At 61.7% G+C, this 15802-nt stretch carries 12 protein-coding genes; 3 read left to right on the forward strand and 9 right to left on the reverse strand.

The window, feature by feature from the left end:
* Positions 1–132: 132 nt before the first annotated feature.
* The 5 genes from A3OQ_RS0102635 to epmA form a co-directional block, all read right to left on the reverse strand.
* Complete coding sequence (locus A3OQ_RS0102635) at positions 133–1395, reverse strand: lytic murein transglycosylase (protein ID WP_020173801.1); 1263 nt, start codon at positions 1393–1395, stop codon at positions 133–135.
* Complete coding sequence (locus A3OQ_RS0102640) at positions 1392–4574, reverse strand: efflux RND transporter permease subunit (protein WP_020173802.1); 3183 nt, start codon at positions 4572–4574, stop codon at positions 1392–1394. Before A3OQ_RS0102640 ends, A3OQ_RS0102635 begins: the two co-directional genes overlap by 4 nt.
* Positions 4575–4614: 40 nt before the next feature.
* Positions 4615–5811, reverse strand: a complete 1197-nt coding sequence (locus A3OQ_RS0102645) for an efflux RND transporter periplasmic adaptor subunit (protein WP_020173803.1) — start codon at positions 5809–5811, stop codon at positions 4615–4617.
* Positions 5812–5970: 159 nt separating this feature from the next.
* Positions 5971–7038 carry a lysine-2,3-aminomutase-like protein gene (locus tag A3OQ_RS0102650; RefSeq protein ID WP_020173804.1) on the reverse strand — a complete coding sequence of 356 codons (1068 nt, stop codon included), beginning with the start codon at positions 7036–7038 and terminating at the stop codon, positions 5971–5973.
* Complete coding sequence (epmA, locus tag A3OQ_RS0102655) at positions 7035–8120, reverse strand: EF-P lysine aminoacylase EpmA (RefSeq protein WP_026595426.1); 1086 nt, start codon at positions 8118–8120, stop codon at positions 7035–7037. The genes A3OQ_RS0102650 and epmA overlap by 4 nt, the downstream gene beginning before the upstream one ends.
* A gap of 142 nt (positions 8121–8262) precedes the next feature.
* On the opposite strand from epmA, the gene efp reads away from it, so the two are divergent.
* Both efp and A3OQ_RS0102665 read left to right on the forward strand, forming a co-directional pair.
* Positions 8263–8832 carry an elongation factor P gene (gene efp, locus A3OQ_RS0102660; RefSeq protein ID WP_020173807.1) on the forward strand — a complete coding sequence of 190 codons (570 nt, stop codon included), beginning with the start codon at positions 8263–8265 and terminating at the stop codon, positions 8830–8832.
* A 181-nt stretch (positions 8833–9013) separates the two neighbouring features.
* Positions 9014–10012: an MBL fold metallo-hydrolase gene (locus A3OQ_RS0102665; RefSeq protein ID WP_020173808.1), complete on the forward strand. Its 999-nt coding sequence runs from the start codon at positions 9014–9016 to the stop codon at positions 10010–10012.
* Here the strand turns inward: A3OQ_RS0102665 and ruvB are convergent, their stop codons facing one another.
* A complete protein-coding gene (gene ruvB, locus A3OQ_RS0102670) occupies positions 10013–11059 on the reverse strand; it encodes a Holliday junction branch migration DNA helicase RuvB (protein WP_026595427.1) in 1047 nt (348 codons plus the stop codon).
* A 195-nt stretch (positions 11060–11254) separates the two neighbouring features.
* Here ruvB and A3OQ_RS0102675 point away from each other — a divergent pair, with 195 nt between their 5' ends.
* Positions 11255–12109 carry a hypothetical protein gene (locus A3OQ_RS0102675; RefSeq protein WP_020173810.1) on the forward strand — a complete coding sequence of 285 codons (855 nt, stop codon included), beginning with the start codon at positions 11255–11257 and terminating at the stop codon, positions 12107–12109.
* A gap of 140 nt (positions 12110–12249) precedes the next feature.
* Here A3OQ_RS0102675 and ruvA read toward each other — a convergent pair whose 3' ends face one another.
* From ruvA to dnaA, 3 genes are all read right to left on the reverse strand, one after another.
* A complete protein-coding gene (ruvA, locus tag A3OQ_RS0102680) occupies positions 12250–12858 on the reverse strand; it encodes a Holliday junction branch migration protein RuvA (protein ID WP_020173811.1) in 609 nt (202 codons plus the stop codon).
* Complete coding sequence (gene ruvC, locus A3OQ_RS0102685) at positions 12855–13367, reverse strand: crossover junction endodeoxyribonuclease RuvC (protein ID WP_020173812.1); 513 nt, start codon at positions 13365–13367, stop codon at positions 12855–12857. The genes ruvA and ruvC overlap by 4 nt, the downstream gene beginning before the upstream one ends.
* 305 nt (positions 13368–13672) lie before the next feature.
* A complete protein-coding gene (dnaA, locus tag A3OQ_RS0102690) occupies positions 13673–15154 on the reverse strand; it encodes a chromosomal replication initiator protein DnaA (RefSeq protein WP_020173813.1) in 1482 nt (493 codons plus the stop codon).
* Positions 15155–15802 lie beyond the last annotated feature (648 nt).

The following is a 15802-nucleotide window of genomic DNA, read 5'->3' on the forward strand; positions in this document are numbered from 1 at the left end:
CTGAGAAGCGCTCCGCAGGAGCGCGTCTCGAAGGACGGGGGCTTAGCGGCTTTTACAAACCCTCGGTGCTTCGAGACGGCCTTCGGCCTCCTCAGCATGAGGGTTTGGTGTCGGACCGGTACGAAAACGGTGTCACTGCGCTTTATGTGGAGTCGTACCAGCGCTTCGAAGCGCGTGCAGAACCTCAGCCGAGCCATAGCCGTCGGCCGGATGCAGCCCGGCCGACCTTTGGAAGTCGTGGATCGCATCGCGCGAGGCGGGGCCGAATTTTCCGTCGATCGTCCCGTGATAAAAGCCCTGCGCCGTCAAAAGGTGCTGGACCTCGTTCTTCTCCGTCCGGCTCAGCATTTTTTCCTGCGCGGGCCACGCAGCGCGGACCCCGCCGCCGCCCGCCAGCCGATCCGCGAGCAGCGCCAGCGAGAGCGCGTAGGAATCCGAATTATTATAGGCTTTCAGGACCCAATAATTATCCGACAGCAGAAAGGCCGGGCCGCCGGCACCCGACGGTAGAAATAAGGCGGCATCGCCCGTGGACGGCAAAGCCTGCTGGCCGGCTGGTCGCACGTCAAGCGCCGCCCAGGCCGGAAAAGCCATGTGAAGCGATGCAAAATCATAATCGCCGGGAAGCATGACTTCAATGCCCCATGGCAGGCCGGGCCGCCAGCCGGAATCGCGCAGAAAATGGCCGATCGAAGCGAGACTGTCGGGCACCGAGGTCCAGATATCCGGCGCACCCGAGCCTTCGAACCGCACCGCATATTTGAGATAGGCCGAGGGCAGAAATTGCGGATTGCCCATGGCGCCCGCCCATGAGCCTTTAAGCGCCTCGCGCGGGACGCCACGCTCGAGCATGACCAGCGCAGCCACGAATTCATCGGCGAAGAGGCTGCGGTCGTCGCGGCGAAAAGCGAGCGAGGCCAAAGACCGGACGATGTCCTTTCCCCCCGTGCTGCGTCCGAAATCGGTCTCCATGCCCCAGGCGGCGAGCAGGATCGGCGCGGGAACCCCGAAACGTCTTTCGATTGCCGCCAATTCCGTCTGCCAGCGCGCCGCTTGCGCGCGGCCTTGCGCGATGCGTTGCGGCGTCACGGCAGCGGCGAGATAGGCGTGCAAGGGCCGATCGAATTCAGGCTGCGCACTTGCGCCGCTTGGCGTCGACGGATCGTAGCTGAGCCCGGCGACGGCTGCCTCAAAAGTTTCGCGGCGCACGCCCTTCGCCTCGGCGAGCGGCCAAAGCGATTGCAGAAAGATCGTGAAACCGCCGGAGGCTTCGGCTGCGTCCCGCGGCATTTGGGCGGCGGCGGATCGCGGATTTACGCAAAGGACCGCGAAAGCGGCCGCGCCTTGCAGGATGGCGCGCCGGTTGATCGCGCGAGAGGCGAAGATAGGCGTCACACAGCCTCGGGCGCACCGCCACGCGGGGGCTCCGAGGGCGGCGGCTCGGCCGGCGGCTGTTGCGTCTTTCCGGCCGTGCGCATTTCGGCCAGCCTTTGGAAACTCACATAAAGCATGGGGATGACGAAAATGCCGACGAGGCTCGCCGCGATCATGCCGCAGAAGACCGGCGTACCGACGCCGCGGCGGGACAATTGCGCCGCGCCATGCGCCGTCACCAGCGGCACGAGGCCGAGAATAAAGGCGATCGAGGTCATCATGACCGCGCGGAACCTCTGCTCGGCGCCGAGGATCGCGGCTTCGACAATGCTGCGGCCCTCTTCGCGCTGCTCCTTGGCGAAGGCGACGATCAAAATGCCGTTTTTGGCCGCGAGCGCGATCAAGACGACAAGCCCGATCTGCGCATAGAGATCGAGCGGCAGGCCTAGGTAGTAGACCCCGAAATAGGCGCCGAACACGCCGACGGCCACGGATAAAAGCACCGGGATCGGAATGATCCAGCTCTCGTAAAGCGCGACCAGGAAGAGATAGGCAAAGAGCACGGCAAGCGCGAGAATGATGCCCGTCTGGCCGCTGGCCGCCTGTTCCTGATAGGCCGTGCCGCTCCATTCGAAGCCATAGCCTGCCGGCAATGTCTTGGCGGAGATGGAGGCCATGGCTGCGAGAGCCGCGCCGGATGAGACGCCCGGCGCAGGAGAGCCATTAACCGTGATCGCACGGTAATTGTTGTAGCGCGTGATGACTTGCGGGCCTTGCACGATCCGGAGCGAAGCCAAGGACGCCATCGGCACCATTTGCCCGTCCTTGTTGCGGACGTAGATCTGCCAGATCGAGGAAATATCGCGGCGGTCTTGCGCCTCGCCTTGGATATTCACCTGCCAGGTTCGGCCATAAATATTGAAGTTGTTGATGTAATTTCCGCCGAGCGTAGCGGAGAGCGTCAAGAAAATATCGCTGATGCCGACGCCGAGCGATTGCGCTTTATCGCGGTCGATGTCGAGATAAAGTGACGGATTCGTTGCCGTGAAGGTCGAAAACACACGCGACAGGGATTTATCCTGATTGGCGGCGGCGACCAGACCTTGCATCACGCTGCCGACTTGGGTCGGCGGCTGGCCTTCGAGCGCTTCCAATTGATATTCGAAGCCGCCCGAGGTCGAGAGACCGATGATCGGCGGCAGATTGAAGGCGATGACCGAGGCTGTCCTGATGCTTTGGGCCGCGCCGAACACCTTCCGGATGATGGCCTGCGCCGAGTCCGACGCGCTTTGGCGGTCTTCGAAGGGCTTCAGCTTGACGAACATGAAGCCGTAATTCGGCTCATTGGCGGAATCCAGGATCGAAAAGCCGACGACCGTGAACGTGTCTTGAACCTGCGGCATGCCGAGCATCAGCTTCTCGACATCGCGCATCGTCGCGCTGGTCCGCGCGACGGACGCCCCATCCGGCAATTGGACCGATATGAAGAAACCGCCCTGGTCTTCTTCCGGCAGGAACCCGGTCGGCGTGTGCAAGGCGGTGCCGTAGATCGCTATGCCGAAGCCTATGATGACGACGACGCCGACCACGGCGACGCGCACGAGCCTCGTCACGACCGCGGCATAGCCGTCGCGCACCCAGTCGATGCCCCTCAGCACGTAACTCATGACGCCGCGCTTCGGCCCGCTGTGGCGCAGGAAGACAGCGCAAAGCGCCGGCGACAGGGTCAGAGCATTGAGGGCCGAGATCAGCATGGCGACGCTGATCGTCACGGCGAATTGCCGGAACAATTGGCCGGATACGCTTGGAATGAAGGCGATCGGTACGAAGACCGATAGAAGAACAAGCGTGATCGCGACGATCGGCGCGGTGATCTGCCCCATCGCCTTCTTGGTTGCGTCAGCCGGCGACAGATCCGGCTCTTCTTCCATGACGCGCTCGACGTTTTCGACGACGACGATCGCGTCGTCAACGACAATGCCGATCGCAAGCACCATGGCAAGCAGCGAGACCGTATTAGCCGAAAAGCCGACAGCGAGCAGGACCGCGAAAGTGCCGATCAGGCTGACCGGCACGGCGACCGCTGGTATGATCGTCGCGCGCAGGCTGCCGAGGAAGAGAAAGACCACGAGCACGACGAGGACAAAGGCTTCGGCGAGAGTCTTCAAAACCTCTTTGATCGTGTCGGTCACGAAGGTCGTCGAATCGTAGACGACCTTATATTTGAGGCCCGCCGGAAATCGTTTGCTGGCCTTTTCCAAGACTTTGGCGATCGCCGCCGCCGCGTCCACGGCATTGGCGCCGGGCGAAAGATAAGTCGCAAGCGCGACGGCGGGACGGCCGGAAAGCCTGCTCTCGGTATCGAGGTTTTGCGCCCCCATCTCGACCCGCGCGACATCCTTGATGCGCAGGACGGAACCGTCGGGCAGAGCCCTGACGACAATATTGCCGAACTCCTCCGGCGTCGTCAGCCGCCCTTGCGTCTGGAGATTGAATTGGAACTGCTGATCATCGCCGATCGGCCGCGAGCCGATGCGACCGATCGGGGCCTGAACATTTTGGGTCTCGATCGCCGTGATAATGTCGGACGGCGCGAGATTCAGGCTCGTCAGGCGCTGGATATCGAACCATATGCGCATCGAATATTTCTGCAGGGCGAAAAGATTCGCCTGACCGACGCCGAAAGTGCGCGATATCTCGTCGAGCACATTGATCGTGACGTAATTGGTGATGAAGAGCGTATCGAGATCGTCATGGCCTTCATCCGCATAGAATTGAACGAATTGCAGAATCGCCGAGGAGCGCTTCTGAACGGTGAGACCTTGCTGCGTCACCTGCGTCGGCAATTGCGACAAAGCCGTCTGCACGCGGTTGTTGACGTTGACCGTGTCGATATCGGGATTGGTGCCGAGCGCGAAGCTGACGGTGAGATTATAGCTGCCGTCATTGCCACTCGTCGATTTCATGTAGAGCATCTTATCGACGCCGACCATCTGCGCTTCGAGCGGCTGCGCGACGGAGGCTTCGACGACATCGGCCGAGGCGCCCGGATAGGTGGCCGTGACCTGGACCTGCGGCGGCACGATATCGGGAAATTGCGCGACGGGAATGCGCGACAGCGCGATGAGCCCCGCCAAAGTGATGACGATGGCGATCACGATGGCGAGGCGCGGGCGGTCGATGAATGTCGCTGAAAACATGAACCCGTGTTCCTAGACGCCTGCCTTCGAAAGCCGATGATTATTTTGGCACGGTAGAGGAGGCCGCCGGACCAGGCGTCGGCGGACCCGGCGAGACGAGCTCTCCCGCGCGAACGCGCTGGATGCCTTCGACGACGACCAACTCGCCTTCCGTCAGACCGGAGATGATGGAGGCGTCGGCGGGCGTCGATTGTCCAAGCTGGATATCGCGGCGCTGCGCCTTGTTGTCGGCATCGACCACATAGACGTAATCGCCGCGCTGATCGGTGAGGACCGCCGAGCGCGGAATGGACAGCACCAGGACCGGCTGAACACCTTCGAGATTGACCGTAACAAACTCGCCGTCCGTAAGCTGGCGGACGACGCTTTGCCCCTGCTTGTTTGCACTATCCAGGATTGGCGGATTGGCGATGGTCGCGCGCATCATGACGGTATCCGTCGCCGTCTGCACCGTGTTGTCGACGAAGGTCAGCTTTCCGGTCTGATCGTAGATCTGGCCGTTCGGCAAGGTGACACGGATTACCACCGCATTGAATCCGCCGAGCGGCACATAACGGTTGCGCAAAGCGAGCAGGGTACGGACCGAGACCGGAAACAGCACATACATCGGGTCCTGTCCGACGATCGTGACGAGCACGCCGCTGCTGGGCGAGACGACATTGCCGAGCGTGATCGCCGTGCGGCCGATCTTGCCGTCTATGGGCGATGCGATCTGCGTGTAGCCGAGATTGATCTCGGATTGCTTTACGGCCGCCTGCGCGCCGAGCAATTGCGCCGCATAGCTCTTTTGCGTCGCGAGCGCGGAATCATAGTTCGACTGCAGACCGGCGGGACCCTTCAATAAGGTCTGCGCGCGATCGAGCGCGGCATTCGCGTTCACCAATTGCGCCTGATACTGCTCGGCGACAGCCTTTTTGGCTTCGAGATCGGCCTCAAAAGGCGGCCGTTCGAGACGGTAGAGAATGTCGCCCGTCTTGACCTCTTGGCCGTCCTTAAATTCGACGCTGTCCACAAAGGCCGTGACACGGGCGACGATATCGACCCGGTTGATCGCCAGGATACGGCCGTTGAACTCGTCCTTTTCGGTGATCGGCTTCTTCTCCGCCCTTTGCACGCCGACGGCCGGCGGCGGCGGGGCAGCGGCTTGCGCTAAGGCTGCCTCCGACGCACCCAAAACCAGAAAAGCAGAAAGGAAGATTTTGCCGACAAAGGCCACGAAGCAGGTCCTTTGATCCATGAATGGAAGACGCTCTTGCGCCAGACTCGAAACTACCCGAGGGGCGGGCAACTGAGCAAATGTAGGCTTAGCATAAGCTCGCCGCGGTTCCTATGCCTCAGCCCGCAAATTTCCAAGTTATTTCAGCCCCTAGCCCCTTAAATCCGGACTTTTTCAGGGCTAGTCCGTTGCGTCCCCGCCCGGCGGATAGGCATGAACCGCGCCGCGATGATCCGTGACGCGAAAGGTCCCGGCATGGCCGTCTCCCGCCAAATGGCCGAGTTCAATCGGGACCTTTCCATAGCCGCCCGGAATATCGAGCATGTAGCGGGGCAGGCAGAGGCCCGAGACGCTGCCTTGCAAGCCGCGCAACAAAGCCTGCCCCTCTTCGATCGGCACCCGGAAATGCGAAGTGCCCGGCGCGAGGTCGAGCTGATGCAGGTAATAGGGTTTGATGCGGCATTCGACAAAGCTGCGGAACAGAGCGGCAAGAGTCATGGCATCATCATTGACGCCGCACAGCAACACGCTCTGGCTGAGCATAGGAATACCGGCATCGACGAAGGCGGCCGAGGCCGCGCGCGCTTCGGGCGTCAGCTCACGCGGGTGATTGGCATGCAGGACGACATAGACCGTTTTGCCGCAGCCTCGCAGCAGGTCGATGAGCTCCGGTGTGACCCGCGCCGGATCGACGCACGGAATGCGCGTATGGATGCGCAGGATCTTCACATGATCGATGGCCGCGAGCCGCCGCACGACATCTTCAAGCCGCCGCACGGATAGAGTGAGCGGGTCGCCGCCGGTCAGGATCACTTCCCAGATCTCCGGCTTTGCCTCGATATAGGCGAAAGCCGCATCGAGCGCAGTGGCCGACAGGAATGTTTCGGCCTGCGGTCCGACGCTGGCGCGGCGAAAACAGAAGCGGCAATAGACCGGGCAGACATGCAGAAGCTTCAACAAGACGCGGTCTTGATAGCGATGCACGACGCCTTCGACGGGGCTAAAAGCCTCATCGCCGATTGGATCTTCTTTTTCGTCCGGCTGCGTTTCGAGCTCGGCGGCGCTCGGCACGAATTGCCGTGCGATCGGATCGTGCCTGTCGTGCCGATCGATCAAATCGGCGACGGTTGGCGTCAGCGCTATGGCATAACGCGCGCCGACGGCTTCGATCACGGCCTGGCTCGCCTCGTCGACGAGACCGGCGCCGATCAGGTCCCCGACACTATGGAGCGAGACGGCTTTCGTCACGGCGCGCCATCCGTCGGTGCGAGCGGGGTCCAGATCACCTGCTCGATATGGGCCGCGCCCGTCATTAGCATCACCAATCTGTCGAAGCCAAGCGCGATGCCGCAGGCTTGCGGCATGATGGCGAGCGCCGAAAGAAAATCCTCATCGATCGGATAGGACGTGCCGTAAAGCGCCTGGCGTTCCGCCATCTCAAGCTCGAAGCGCCGCCTTTGCTCGACGGGATCGGTCAATTCGCCAAATCCATTGGCGAGCTCGACACCGCAGGCATAGAGCTCGAAGCGCTGCGCGAAACGCGGATCATCCGGCTGCAGCCGCGCCAGTGCCGCCTCGCAAGCGGGATATTGGTCGAGACGCACGGCGCGGCCATGGCCCAAATGCGGCTCGACCAATTGGCTCAAAACCTTGCTGAAGAGATCGGACCATGTGTCGTCTTCGGTCACGCGGACGCCGGCCTTGCCCGCCGCCGCCGCGAGCCGTTCGCGGCCGTTCCCGTCGCCAGGGAGGCAGGCGAGAAGATCGATCCCCGCATAGCGCTCGAAGGCGGCGGCGACACTCACCCGCTCGGGCTCGAGAAAAGGGTCGGCCGAAACGCCGCGAAAGGTCAAGCTTTTGACGCCCAAAGCTCTGGCCACGGCGCTGAGAAGCGCGCCGCAGTCGCGGCCGAGAGTCTCATAGGGTTCATAGGCCCGGTACCATTCGAGCATGGTAAACTCGGGGTGATGCAACGGCCCGCGCTCAAGGTTGCGGAAGCAATGGCCGAGGCTGAAAATCCGGGGTTCGCCCGAAGCCAGCAGCTTCTTGCAGGCGAATTCCGGCGAAGATTGCAGGTAGAATGGTGTTTTCGTCCCATCCGGGGCACAAAACTCCGTCGCAAACCCGGCAATATGCGCCTCATTGCCGGGCGAGACCTGTAGAATGGCCGTATCGACCTCCAGGAAGCCCTCTGCTGCGAAGAAAGCCCGGACGGCTGCCATGGCCTTGACGCGGCTCAGAAGGAAGCTGCGCCGGTCGGCATGGATATCCGGCCGCCACCAGGGCGAAGCTGACCTGGACGAGGCTAACCCGGACGAGGCTGCGGTCATTGCGTCATTTCGCTTGAAAAAGGGCCTAGAAGGCGGATAGCCAGATACGAGATATCTTGTCTCACTACGCCTATCGTGCGATCCGCATCATTTCGCAAGCCCGGCCGCCGCGCGGGCATTCATCCCTTAAGAGGAACGTTTCGTGAAAGTCATCGCCAGTTCGATCCGCAAAGGCAATATTATCGAGCGGGAGGACGGACAGCTCTACGTCGTTTTGACGGCCGAGAGCTTCCACCCCGGCAAGGGCACGCCAACCACGCAAATCGACATGCGGCGGCTCTCGGACGGCGTGAAGACCACGGATCGCTACAAGACGACCGAACAGGTCGAACGCGCCTTCGTCGAAGATCTGAACTTCAGCTATCTCTACCAGGATGCCGACGGCTATACGTTCATGAACACCGACACCTATGATCAGGTGATCGTGCCGCCCGACGTCATCGGCGATCAGGCGCAATGGCTGCAGGAAGGCATGGCCTGCATCCTGTCGATCTTCAACGGTACGGCGGTGGGTATTCAATTGCCGGCCCGCGTCACGCTCGAAATCACCGAGACGGAGCCCGCGATGAAAGGCCAGACGGCCTCGTCATCCTATAAGCCGGCGAAGCTCACGAATGGCGCGCGCGTGATGGTGCCGCCGCATATCGCGCCCGGCACGCGCATCGTCGTCCTGACCGAAGACGGCTCCTATGTCGAGCGCGCGAAGGATTGAGATTTTAATGCCGAAGGATCGCGTGCGAACCTTCTCCCTGAGGGAAAAGGTGGCCCGCGAAGCGGGACGGATGAGGGGTTACAGCCTCTCAATGCAGGATCGAAACCCCTCACCCGGCTTGTTTCATAAGCCACCCTCTCCCACAGGGAGAGGGTTCGCGCACACCGATCTGACATAACCCATGCCGCGCAATCCCTATCATGCCGGGCCAGTCTCCGATCATTTCGACGGCACGCGTTTCTTCGTGCCGGGCTTTGCAAGCGACAAAAGCTCCGCCGATCTCTTTCGCTTTCTGTCGGAGCGCGGCGCACGCAGGCGCTGGCCGAAGCGTGTCGCCAATCCGCCGCGCACCGAACCTGTCGCGGAGCGGATCGCGGGCAACGCTCTCCGCGTCACCTTCATCGGCCATGCTACGGTTTTGATCCAGACGCAGGGGTTGAACCTGCTGGTCGATCCGGTCTTCTCGAAACGCGCGAGCCCCGTCACCTTCGCCGGACCCTTGCGCGTCAATGCCCCCGGTCTTTCGCTCGAAGAGCTTCCGCCCCTCGATGCGATCCTCGTCACCCATAACCATTACGATCACCTCGACCTGGCGAGCCTTTCGCATCTCGCTGCGCATCGCGCCTGCCCAGTGCTGACGCCGCTGGGCAATGACAAGATCATGCAAAACCACAATAGCGCGATTGCCGCGCAGGCCTTCGACTGGGACGCATGCGTAAGCCTGTCAGCCGATGTCGCAGTGCATTTCGAGCCTTGCTATCATTGGTCGGCACGAGGCGTACGCGACCGCCGCATGGCGCTCTGGGCGGCTTTCGTCATCGAGACATCCGGCGGCAAGATCTATCACATCGGCGACACGGGCTATTCCAAGGGCGAGATTTTTCGCGCCATACGGGTGAAACACGGGCCTGTCCGCCTCGCCATATTGCCGATCGGCGCCTATGAGCCGCGTTCGTTCATGCGCGATAACCATATCGATCCGGAAGAGGCCGTCGCGATTTTTCAAGATTGCGGTGCCGCTTACGCGCTGGCGCATCATTGGGGCACGTTCCAATTGGCCTATGAGGCCATAGACGAGCCGCCGAAACGCCTCGCCATAGCCTTGGAGCGCGCCGGCATTCCAGCCGATCACTTTCAAGTGAAACGGCCCGGCGAATTTTTCGACGTACCGCTGGATTAGCTAATCTCCCGCATCCTCGCCGAAGAGGCCGAATTGCGAGGCATCGCGCACCGGCTCTTTCAAGCCGAGATGCTTGAACGCATGGAGCGTCAGCACACGCCCGCGCGGCGTGCGCTGGATGAAGCCGCGCTGCATGAGAAACGGCTCGATGATTTCCTCGATCGCATCGCGCGGCTCGGACAAGGCCGCGGCGATCGTCTCGATCCCGACCGGGCCGCCGCCAAATGACAGAGCGACGAGATTGAGATAGCGCAGGTCCATCTTGTCGAAGCCCATATGATCGACTTCGAGCAGGCTCAAAGCGCGGTCGGCGCTCTTGCGGGTGATTTCGGCGTCGCCATCGACGATCGCAAAATCCCGCACCCGGCGCAACAGGCGCCCGGCGATACGCGGTGTGCCCCGCGCGCGCTTGGCGATCTCGTTCGCGCCTTCATCCGTCATGCCGATGTTGAGCACGCGCGCGCCGCGCCGCACGATCACTTCAAGCTCCGCGACGCTATAGAAATCGAGCTGGATCGGAATGCCGAACCGGTCGCGCAGAGGTGTCGTCAAGAGGCCGGCGCGGGTCGTGGCTCCGACCAGGGTGAATTTGGCCAGATCGATCTTCACCGAACGGGCGCCCGGCCCTTCGCCGATCATGAGATCGAGCTGAAAATCCTCCATGGCCGGATAGAGGATTTCCTCAACCGCCGGATTGAGCCTATGGATTTCGTCGATGAAAAGCACGTCACGCGGCTCAAGCGCAGTCAATTGCGCCGCGAGATCGCCCGCCTTGGCGATGACCGGGCCCGAGGTCGAACGGAAATTGACGCCGAGCTCGCGCGCGACGATCTGCGCCAGCGTCGTCTTGCCGAGACCGGGCGGCCCGACGAAGAGTACGTGATCCAAGGGCTCGCGGCGGGTTTTCGCGGCCTCGATGAAGACCTTGAGATTGGCGCGCGCCGCCGCCTGCCCGGTGAAATCATCGAGCGAGAGCGGACGCAGCGAAAGCTCCGCGTCGTCTTCGCGTTTTTCGGGGGTCACAAGGCGGGGTGGCGGAGACGGCAAAGGGTCATCCCGGACGGCGGAAGCAGCGGGTCACGAATCGACCAACTTTCCAAAGACTATAGGCCGAACGAACGTCGGCAGGCGAATAGCGTGACCTTGAGGTCCAAAAATCAGATTTCGCTATACGCGCCGCCCGGGATTATTGGCATGGTATGAGCTTCCACACTTAGAACTCTATTTCAATTTCCAGAGGCCATGTCCGACACGCTCAATCCACCTAATATCCCCGCCCTTTTGCGGTCGGACGGCCTGCCGCAGGCCTTCGCGGCGCTTGGCGCGGTCCTGGCCAGAAGCCCCGAGCCGGACCGCGCCGGTCTCAGGCAGACCATCCTCGACGGGCTCGAGGCAACGCCCGCGGCGACTCAAGCAGCGCTCGCGACCCGAGAAGGGCTCAGAACCTTCCTTCAAGGCAGCCCCGTCTATCTGCGCGTCAAGGAAACCCGAAGAGATCCCGAGGCGCCGACCATCCAAGAGCGCTTGAGCCGGCTGCTTATCAAAGCTTTGGACCCAAAACCCGCATCCGAGCGCGGTTCGCTCGTCATCGCCGTCCTGCCGGACCTCGCGGAGATTTCGCTGATCTGCGAGCTGTTCCGCATGGTCGAAGGCAATTGGGCGGCCGACCACGCGGCACGGCCGCCAGAAGAGACCTATTTCGGCGCTTCGACCGCGGCCTTGCGCGACATGCTTTTTGCGCGCGTCCAATTGGCAGCCAAGAAAGGCACGCTCTGGACCCAGGGCTCCCCCACCGCCATCCTCTGGTTCTGGTGGGCCTGCGGCGAGGAACAGCGCGTCTATGCCTTTATCAAGGACGCCATGGGCGACGCCAAGGCGCTGCCGGCTTTGCTTGACGAGATCGTTTATCGCGTCGCGACGCCCGAGGAAGAATATGACGTGATCCCGGTCCGGCGCTGGTCGAAGCTCATCGATTTCCGGGCTTTGGAGCAAAGCGCGGTCAATCTTTCGATGAACGGGACAGCGCGCGACGATCGCAAGAAGGCGCGGCGTTTTCTCGACGCATTCGGGAACGGCAAAAGCGAGCTGTATCGGTAGAACCAGACTTGGCAAAACCATAAACGCCGTCATGGCCGGGCTTGTCCCGGCCATCCACGTCTTTGATTGGTGTAGCTTCATCGCGTGGATGCCCGCGACAAGCGCGGGCATGACGGCCGGAGTTGGAGTCCAACGTCCGCTTACTGCGCCAATTCCTTCAGCCCATGCCGGATCAATGCGCCGACCTCGGCCTCCGCGCCCAGCGCCTTGACCGAGGCCGCCACCGCCGCCACGGCCTGCGGCCGTCCATAGCCGAGGTTGACCAGAGCCGAGACCGCATCCTCGGCGCCATTGGGCAGCGCCGTCCCTACGCCTGCCGTCAAAGCGATGGGCTCGAAGGCCGCCGCCGCGGGCGCCTTATCCTTCAATTCGGCAACAATCCGCGCCGCGAGCTTCGGTCCGACGCCGGGCGCACGCGACACCGCCGTCTTATCCTGCAAGGCGATGGCCTGGCCGAGCTCCGCCGCGCTCATAATGCCAAGCAGCGCCAAAGCCACTTTCGCGCCGACACCCTGCACGCCCTGCAAGAGCCGGAACCAATCGCGCTCGATGTCGCTCGCAAAACCGTAAAGGCGGATCGCGTCTTCGCGCACCTGCGTCTCGATCGAGAGCGCCACGGGTTCGCCAGCGCCGGGCAAGTGCTGCAAGGTCCGCGACGAGCATTGCACGACATAGCCGACGCCATGGACGTCGAGGATGACGAAATCCTCGCCTACGGAATCGACAAGGCCCGTGAGTTTCCCGATCATCGCACAGCCCGCAGCAAGGCCGCGGCCGTCTGGCCGCGATGTTGCGCATGGGTGATGGCGACCGCCAAAGCATCGGCGGCATCGACGCTGCCCGGCTCGCATTTCGGCAAAAGCACTTTCACCATCATGGCGATCTGCGCTTTTTCGGCATGGCCCGATCCAACCACCGTCTTCTTGATGAGATTGGCGGCATATTCGGCGACGAGCAGGCCGGCCAAGGCTGGCACCACGATAGCTATTCCCCTCGCCTGTCCAAGCTTCAAAGCCGAGCGCGGATCGCGATTGACGAAGGTTTCTTCGACAGCCGCTTCCTGAGGCGCATATTCGGCCACGATCGCGGCGAGGCCCTCGTGCAGCGCGCGCAGGCGCAGGCCAAGATCGGCCTTATCGTCCGAATGGATCGCACCGCAGGCGACATAGGAAAGCCGCGACCCCAAAACCTCGACGACGCCCCAGCCCATATGGCGGAGGCCCGGATCAATGCCGAGGATGCGAATCGGAGAGTTCATGCGGATGAAGCTACGCTCGATCCGCCTGAGATGGGAAGCTATTACGGCAGCCGCCGCGTGGATGGCCGGCGGACACTGAGCAGATCTCGCCATTCATCCCACAGCGGCCATTTTCGGCGAGGCGGATGCGCTTTTGTCAATGACGAGCCTTCGGCTCGCCGCCGTAGGCGGTCGCGAAGCGATCATTGACTAAAGCGATCCGCTCGCCATGCTAGCCGCCAAGAGATGAATAGCAGCCTTTGGAACGCGAAAGCCGCCCGATTTCTCTTGATCGGACAGCCGTCGAGCAAGTCCAGCTATGGCGCTCAATCCAACAGCATCCGCTTCAAAAGCTCGATTTCCTCATGCAGATTGCCGTCTGAGCTGGACAGGGCCTCGATCTTGCGCACGGCGTGAAGCACCGTCGTATGATCGCGCCCGCCGAAGCGCCGGCCAATTTCCGGCAAGGACCGCAAGGTCAGGACCTTGGCGAGATACATGGCGATCTGCCTCGGACGCACGACATTGGCGGTGCGGCGCGACGATAGGATATCGGCCTTGCTCACATTGAAATGGGTCGCGACGAGCTTTTGAATATCCTCTATCTTCACGCGCTTGGGTTCGCGCGTGCGTACGAGATCGCGGATCGCCGTCTCGGCCGTCTCGACCGTGAGCACCGCCCCCGTCAAGGACGTATGCGCGAGAAGCCGGTTGATCGCGCCATCAAGATCGCGGCCATTGGTTTCGATCACGCTTGCGACATAGGACACGACGGCCGGAGGCACGGTGAAGTTCGGATGGATCTGCCGGGCCGCCGTGATGCGGGCTTCGAGGATCTTGATGCGCAAAGCCTCGTCGAGCGGACCCATTTCGACGCAGAGCCCGCCGGCCAGACGTGAGCGGACCCGCTCATCCAGGGATTCGAGCTCGGACGGCGGCCGGTCCGCCGCGATGACGATCTGGCGCCGCGCGTCGATCAGCGAATTGAGCGTGTGGCAGAATTCCTGCTGGATCGATTTGCCCTGCAGGAATTGCACATCGTCGATGACGAGCACATCGATCGCGCGGAGCTTTTCCTTGAAGGCGATCGCCGTCTGCGCCTTGAGAGCGGAGACGAAGCCATACATGAATTTCTCCGCCGTCAGATAGATGACGCGGCGCTTCACGTCGCTTGCCGCGTGGGCGATCGCCTGCAGAAGATGGGTTTTGCCGAGCCCGACGGAGGCGTGGATGTAAAGCGGATTATAAAGCAGCGGCTCTCCAGCGGAGGCCGTACCGACGCGTTGCGCCGCGGCATGCGCCAATTGATTGGAGCGGCCGACAAGGAAATTATTGAAGTTCAGTCTTTTATCGAGCGGCGAACCGCCGAGACTCTCGACGTCCTTGGACTCGTGCGCATGCGGCGTGCCTTGCTTATGCGCGTCGGACGCGTAAGCCTCGGCGCGCGGATCGGACGGACGGGACACCGCCCCTTCCTGCGAACCCTGCATGCCGTCGAGCGGCACGGCGCGCAGATAATCGGATGCACGGACGGAGCGCGTGCCGCCGGGACGCGAGGACGAGCGCACGTCGACGACGATTTGCTTGATCCCGCTGAATTCTGTGCCGACCACCGCCGCGAGGCGGTCGGTATAGTGAGATTGAATCCAGCTCTTCAGAAATTTCGTGGGCACCGAAAGATAAGCGATCGGTTCGGCGAGCCGATCAAGTTCCAGACGCCCGAACCAAGAGGTGAAAACATCTTCGCCAAGCTCCGCGCGCAAGCGGCGGCAAATACGTGCCCATGCCTCGTGAGGCGTATCATCCATGTGTGGCTGCTCTTTTAACATTTGCGTTCCAACATCAAAAAGGACGATCAACAAGCCGGAGAAAGCGCCCCGCAGACAATAGTTCGCCTGCCGTGCTTACGCCGGACCATTCTATTTGTAACTGAAAGAAAAACGATCGTGCCGATCGGCTAGTTTATGAGGCGCGTTCGATATCGCATTGGGGCCATCTGCGCCAGCAACCAGAGCGTCCCTCCAAGGCAGGAGATGGCCAATGGAGTTCTGACGGACTGTTTCATAGTTTCAGATCCCCCCTTATGCCGGAACGGGTTCGCCGCATCCACGGTCGCTCCAACAAACGCATTTCATCGCCGACAAGAACGCGCCGGAGAACTCAGGGCACACGTTTCCCAGGCGCAGAAAAACGCTAGAGAAACTCTATTGCAGGAGAACATGTGCGATGTTGAAGGACAACGGCGGTGCTGCGTGCCCAACGAAGAAACTTTAGCATAGGTTCGACCTTGCGCAACATCATCGTTATGGATTCGTCATTTCTCTGAATCGTGCGAATCGTGCGGTTTCCGAGCACCTTCCCGACGCCGATGTTAAGCATCTGATTCATCACCAATCTGGGATCATCACGTCAGATTTTTATCGGCTACATGACAGTCGCGCCAACCGACGTTTGAC

The sequence above is a fragment of the Methyloferula stellata AR4 genome, assembly GCF_000385335.1.
GTDB lineage: Bacteria > Pseudomonadota > Alphaproteobacteria > Rhizobiales > Beijerinckiaceae > Methyloferula > Methyloferula stellata.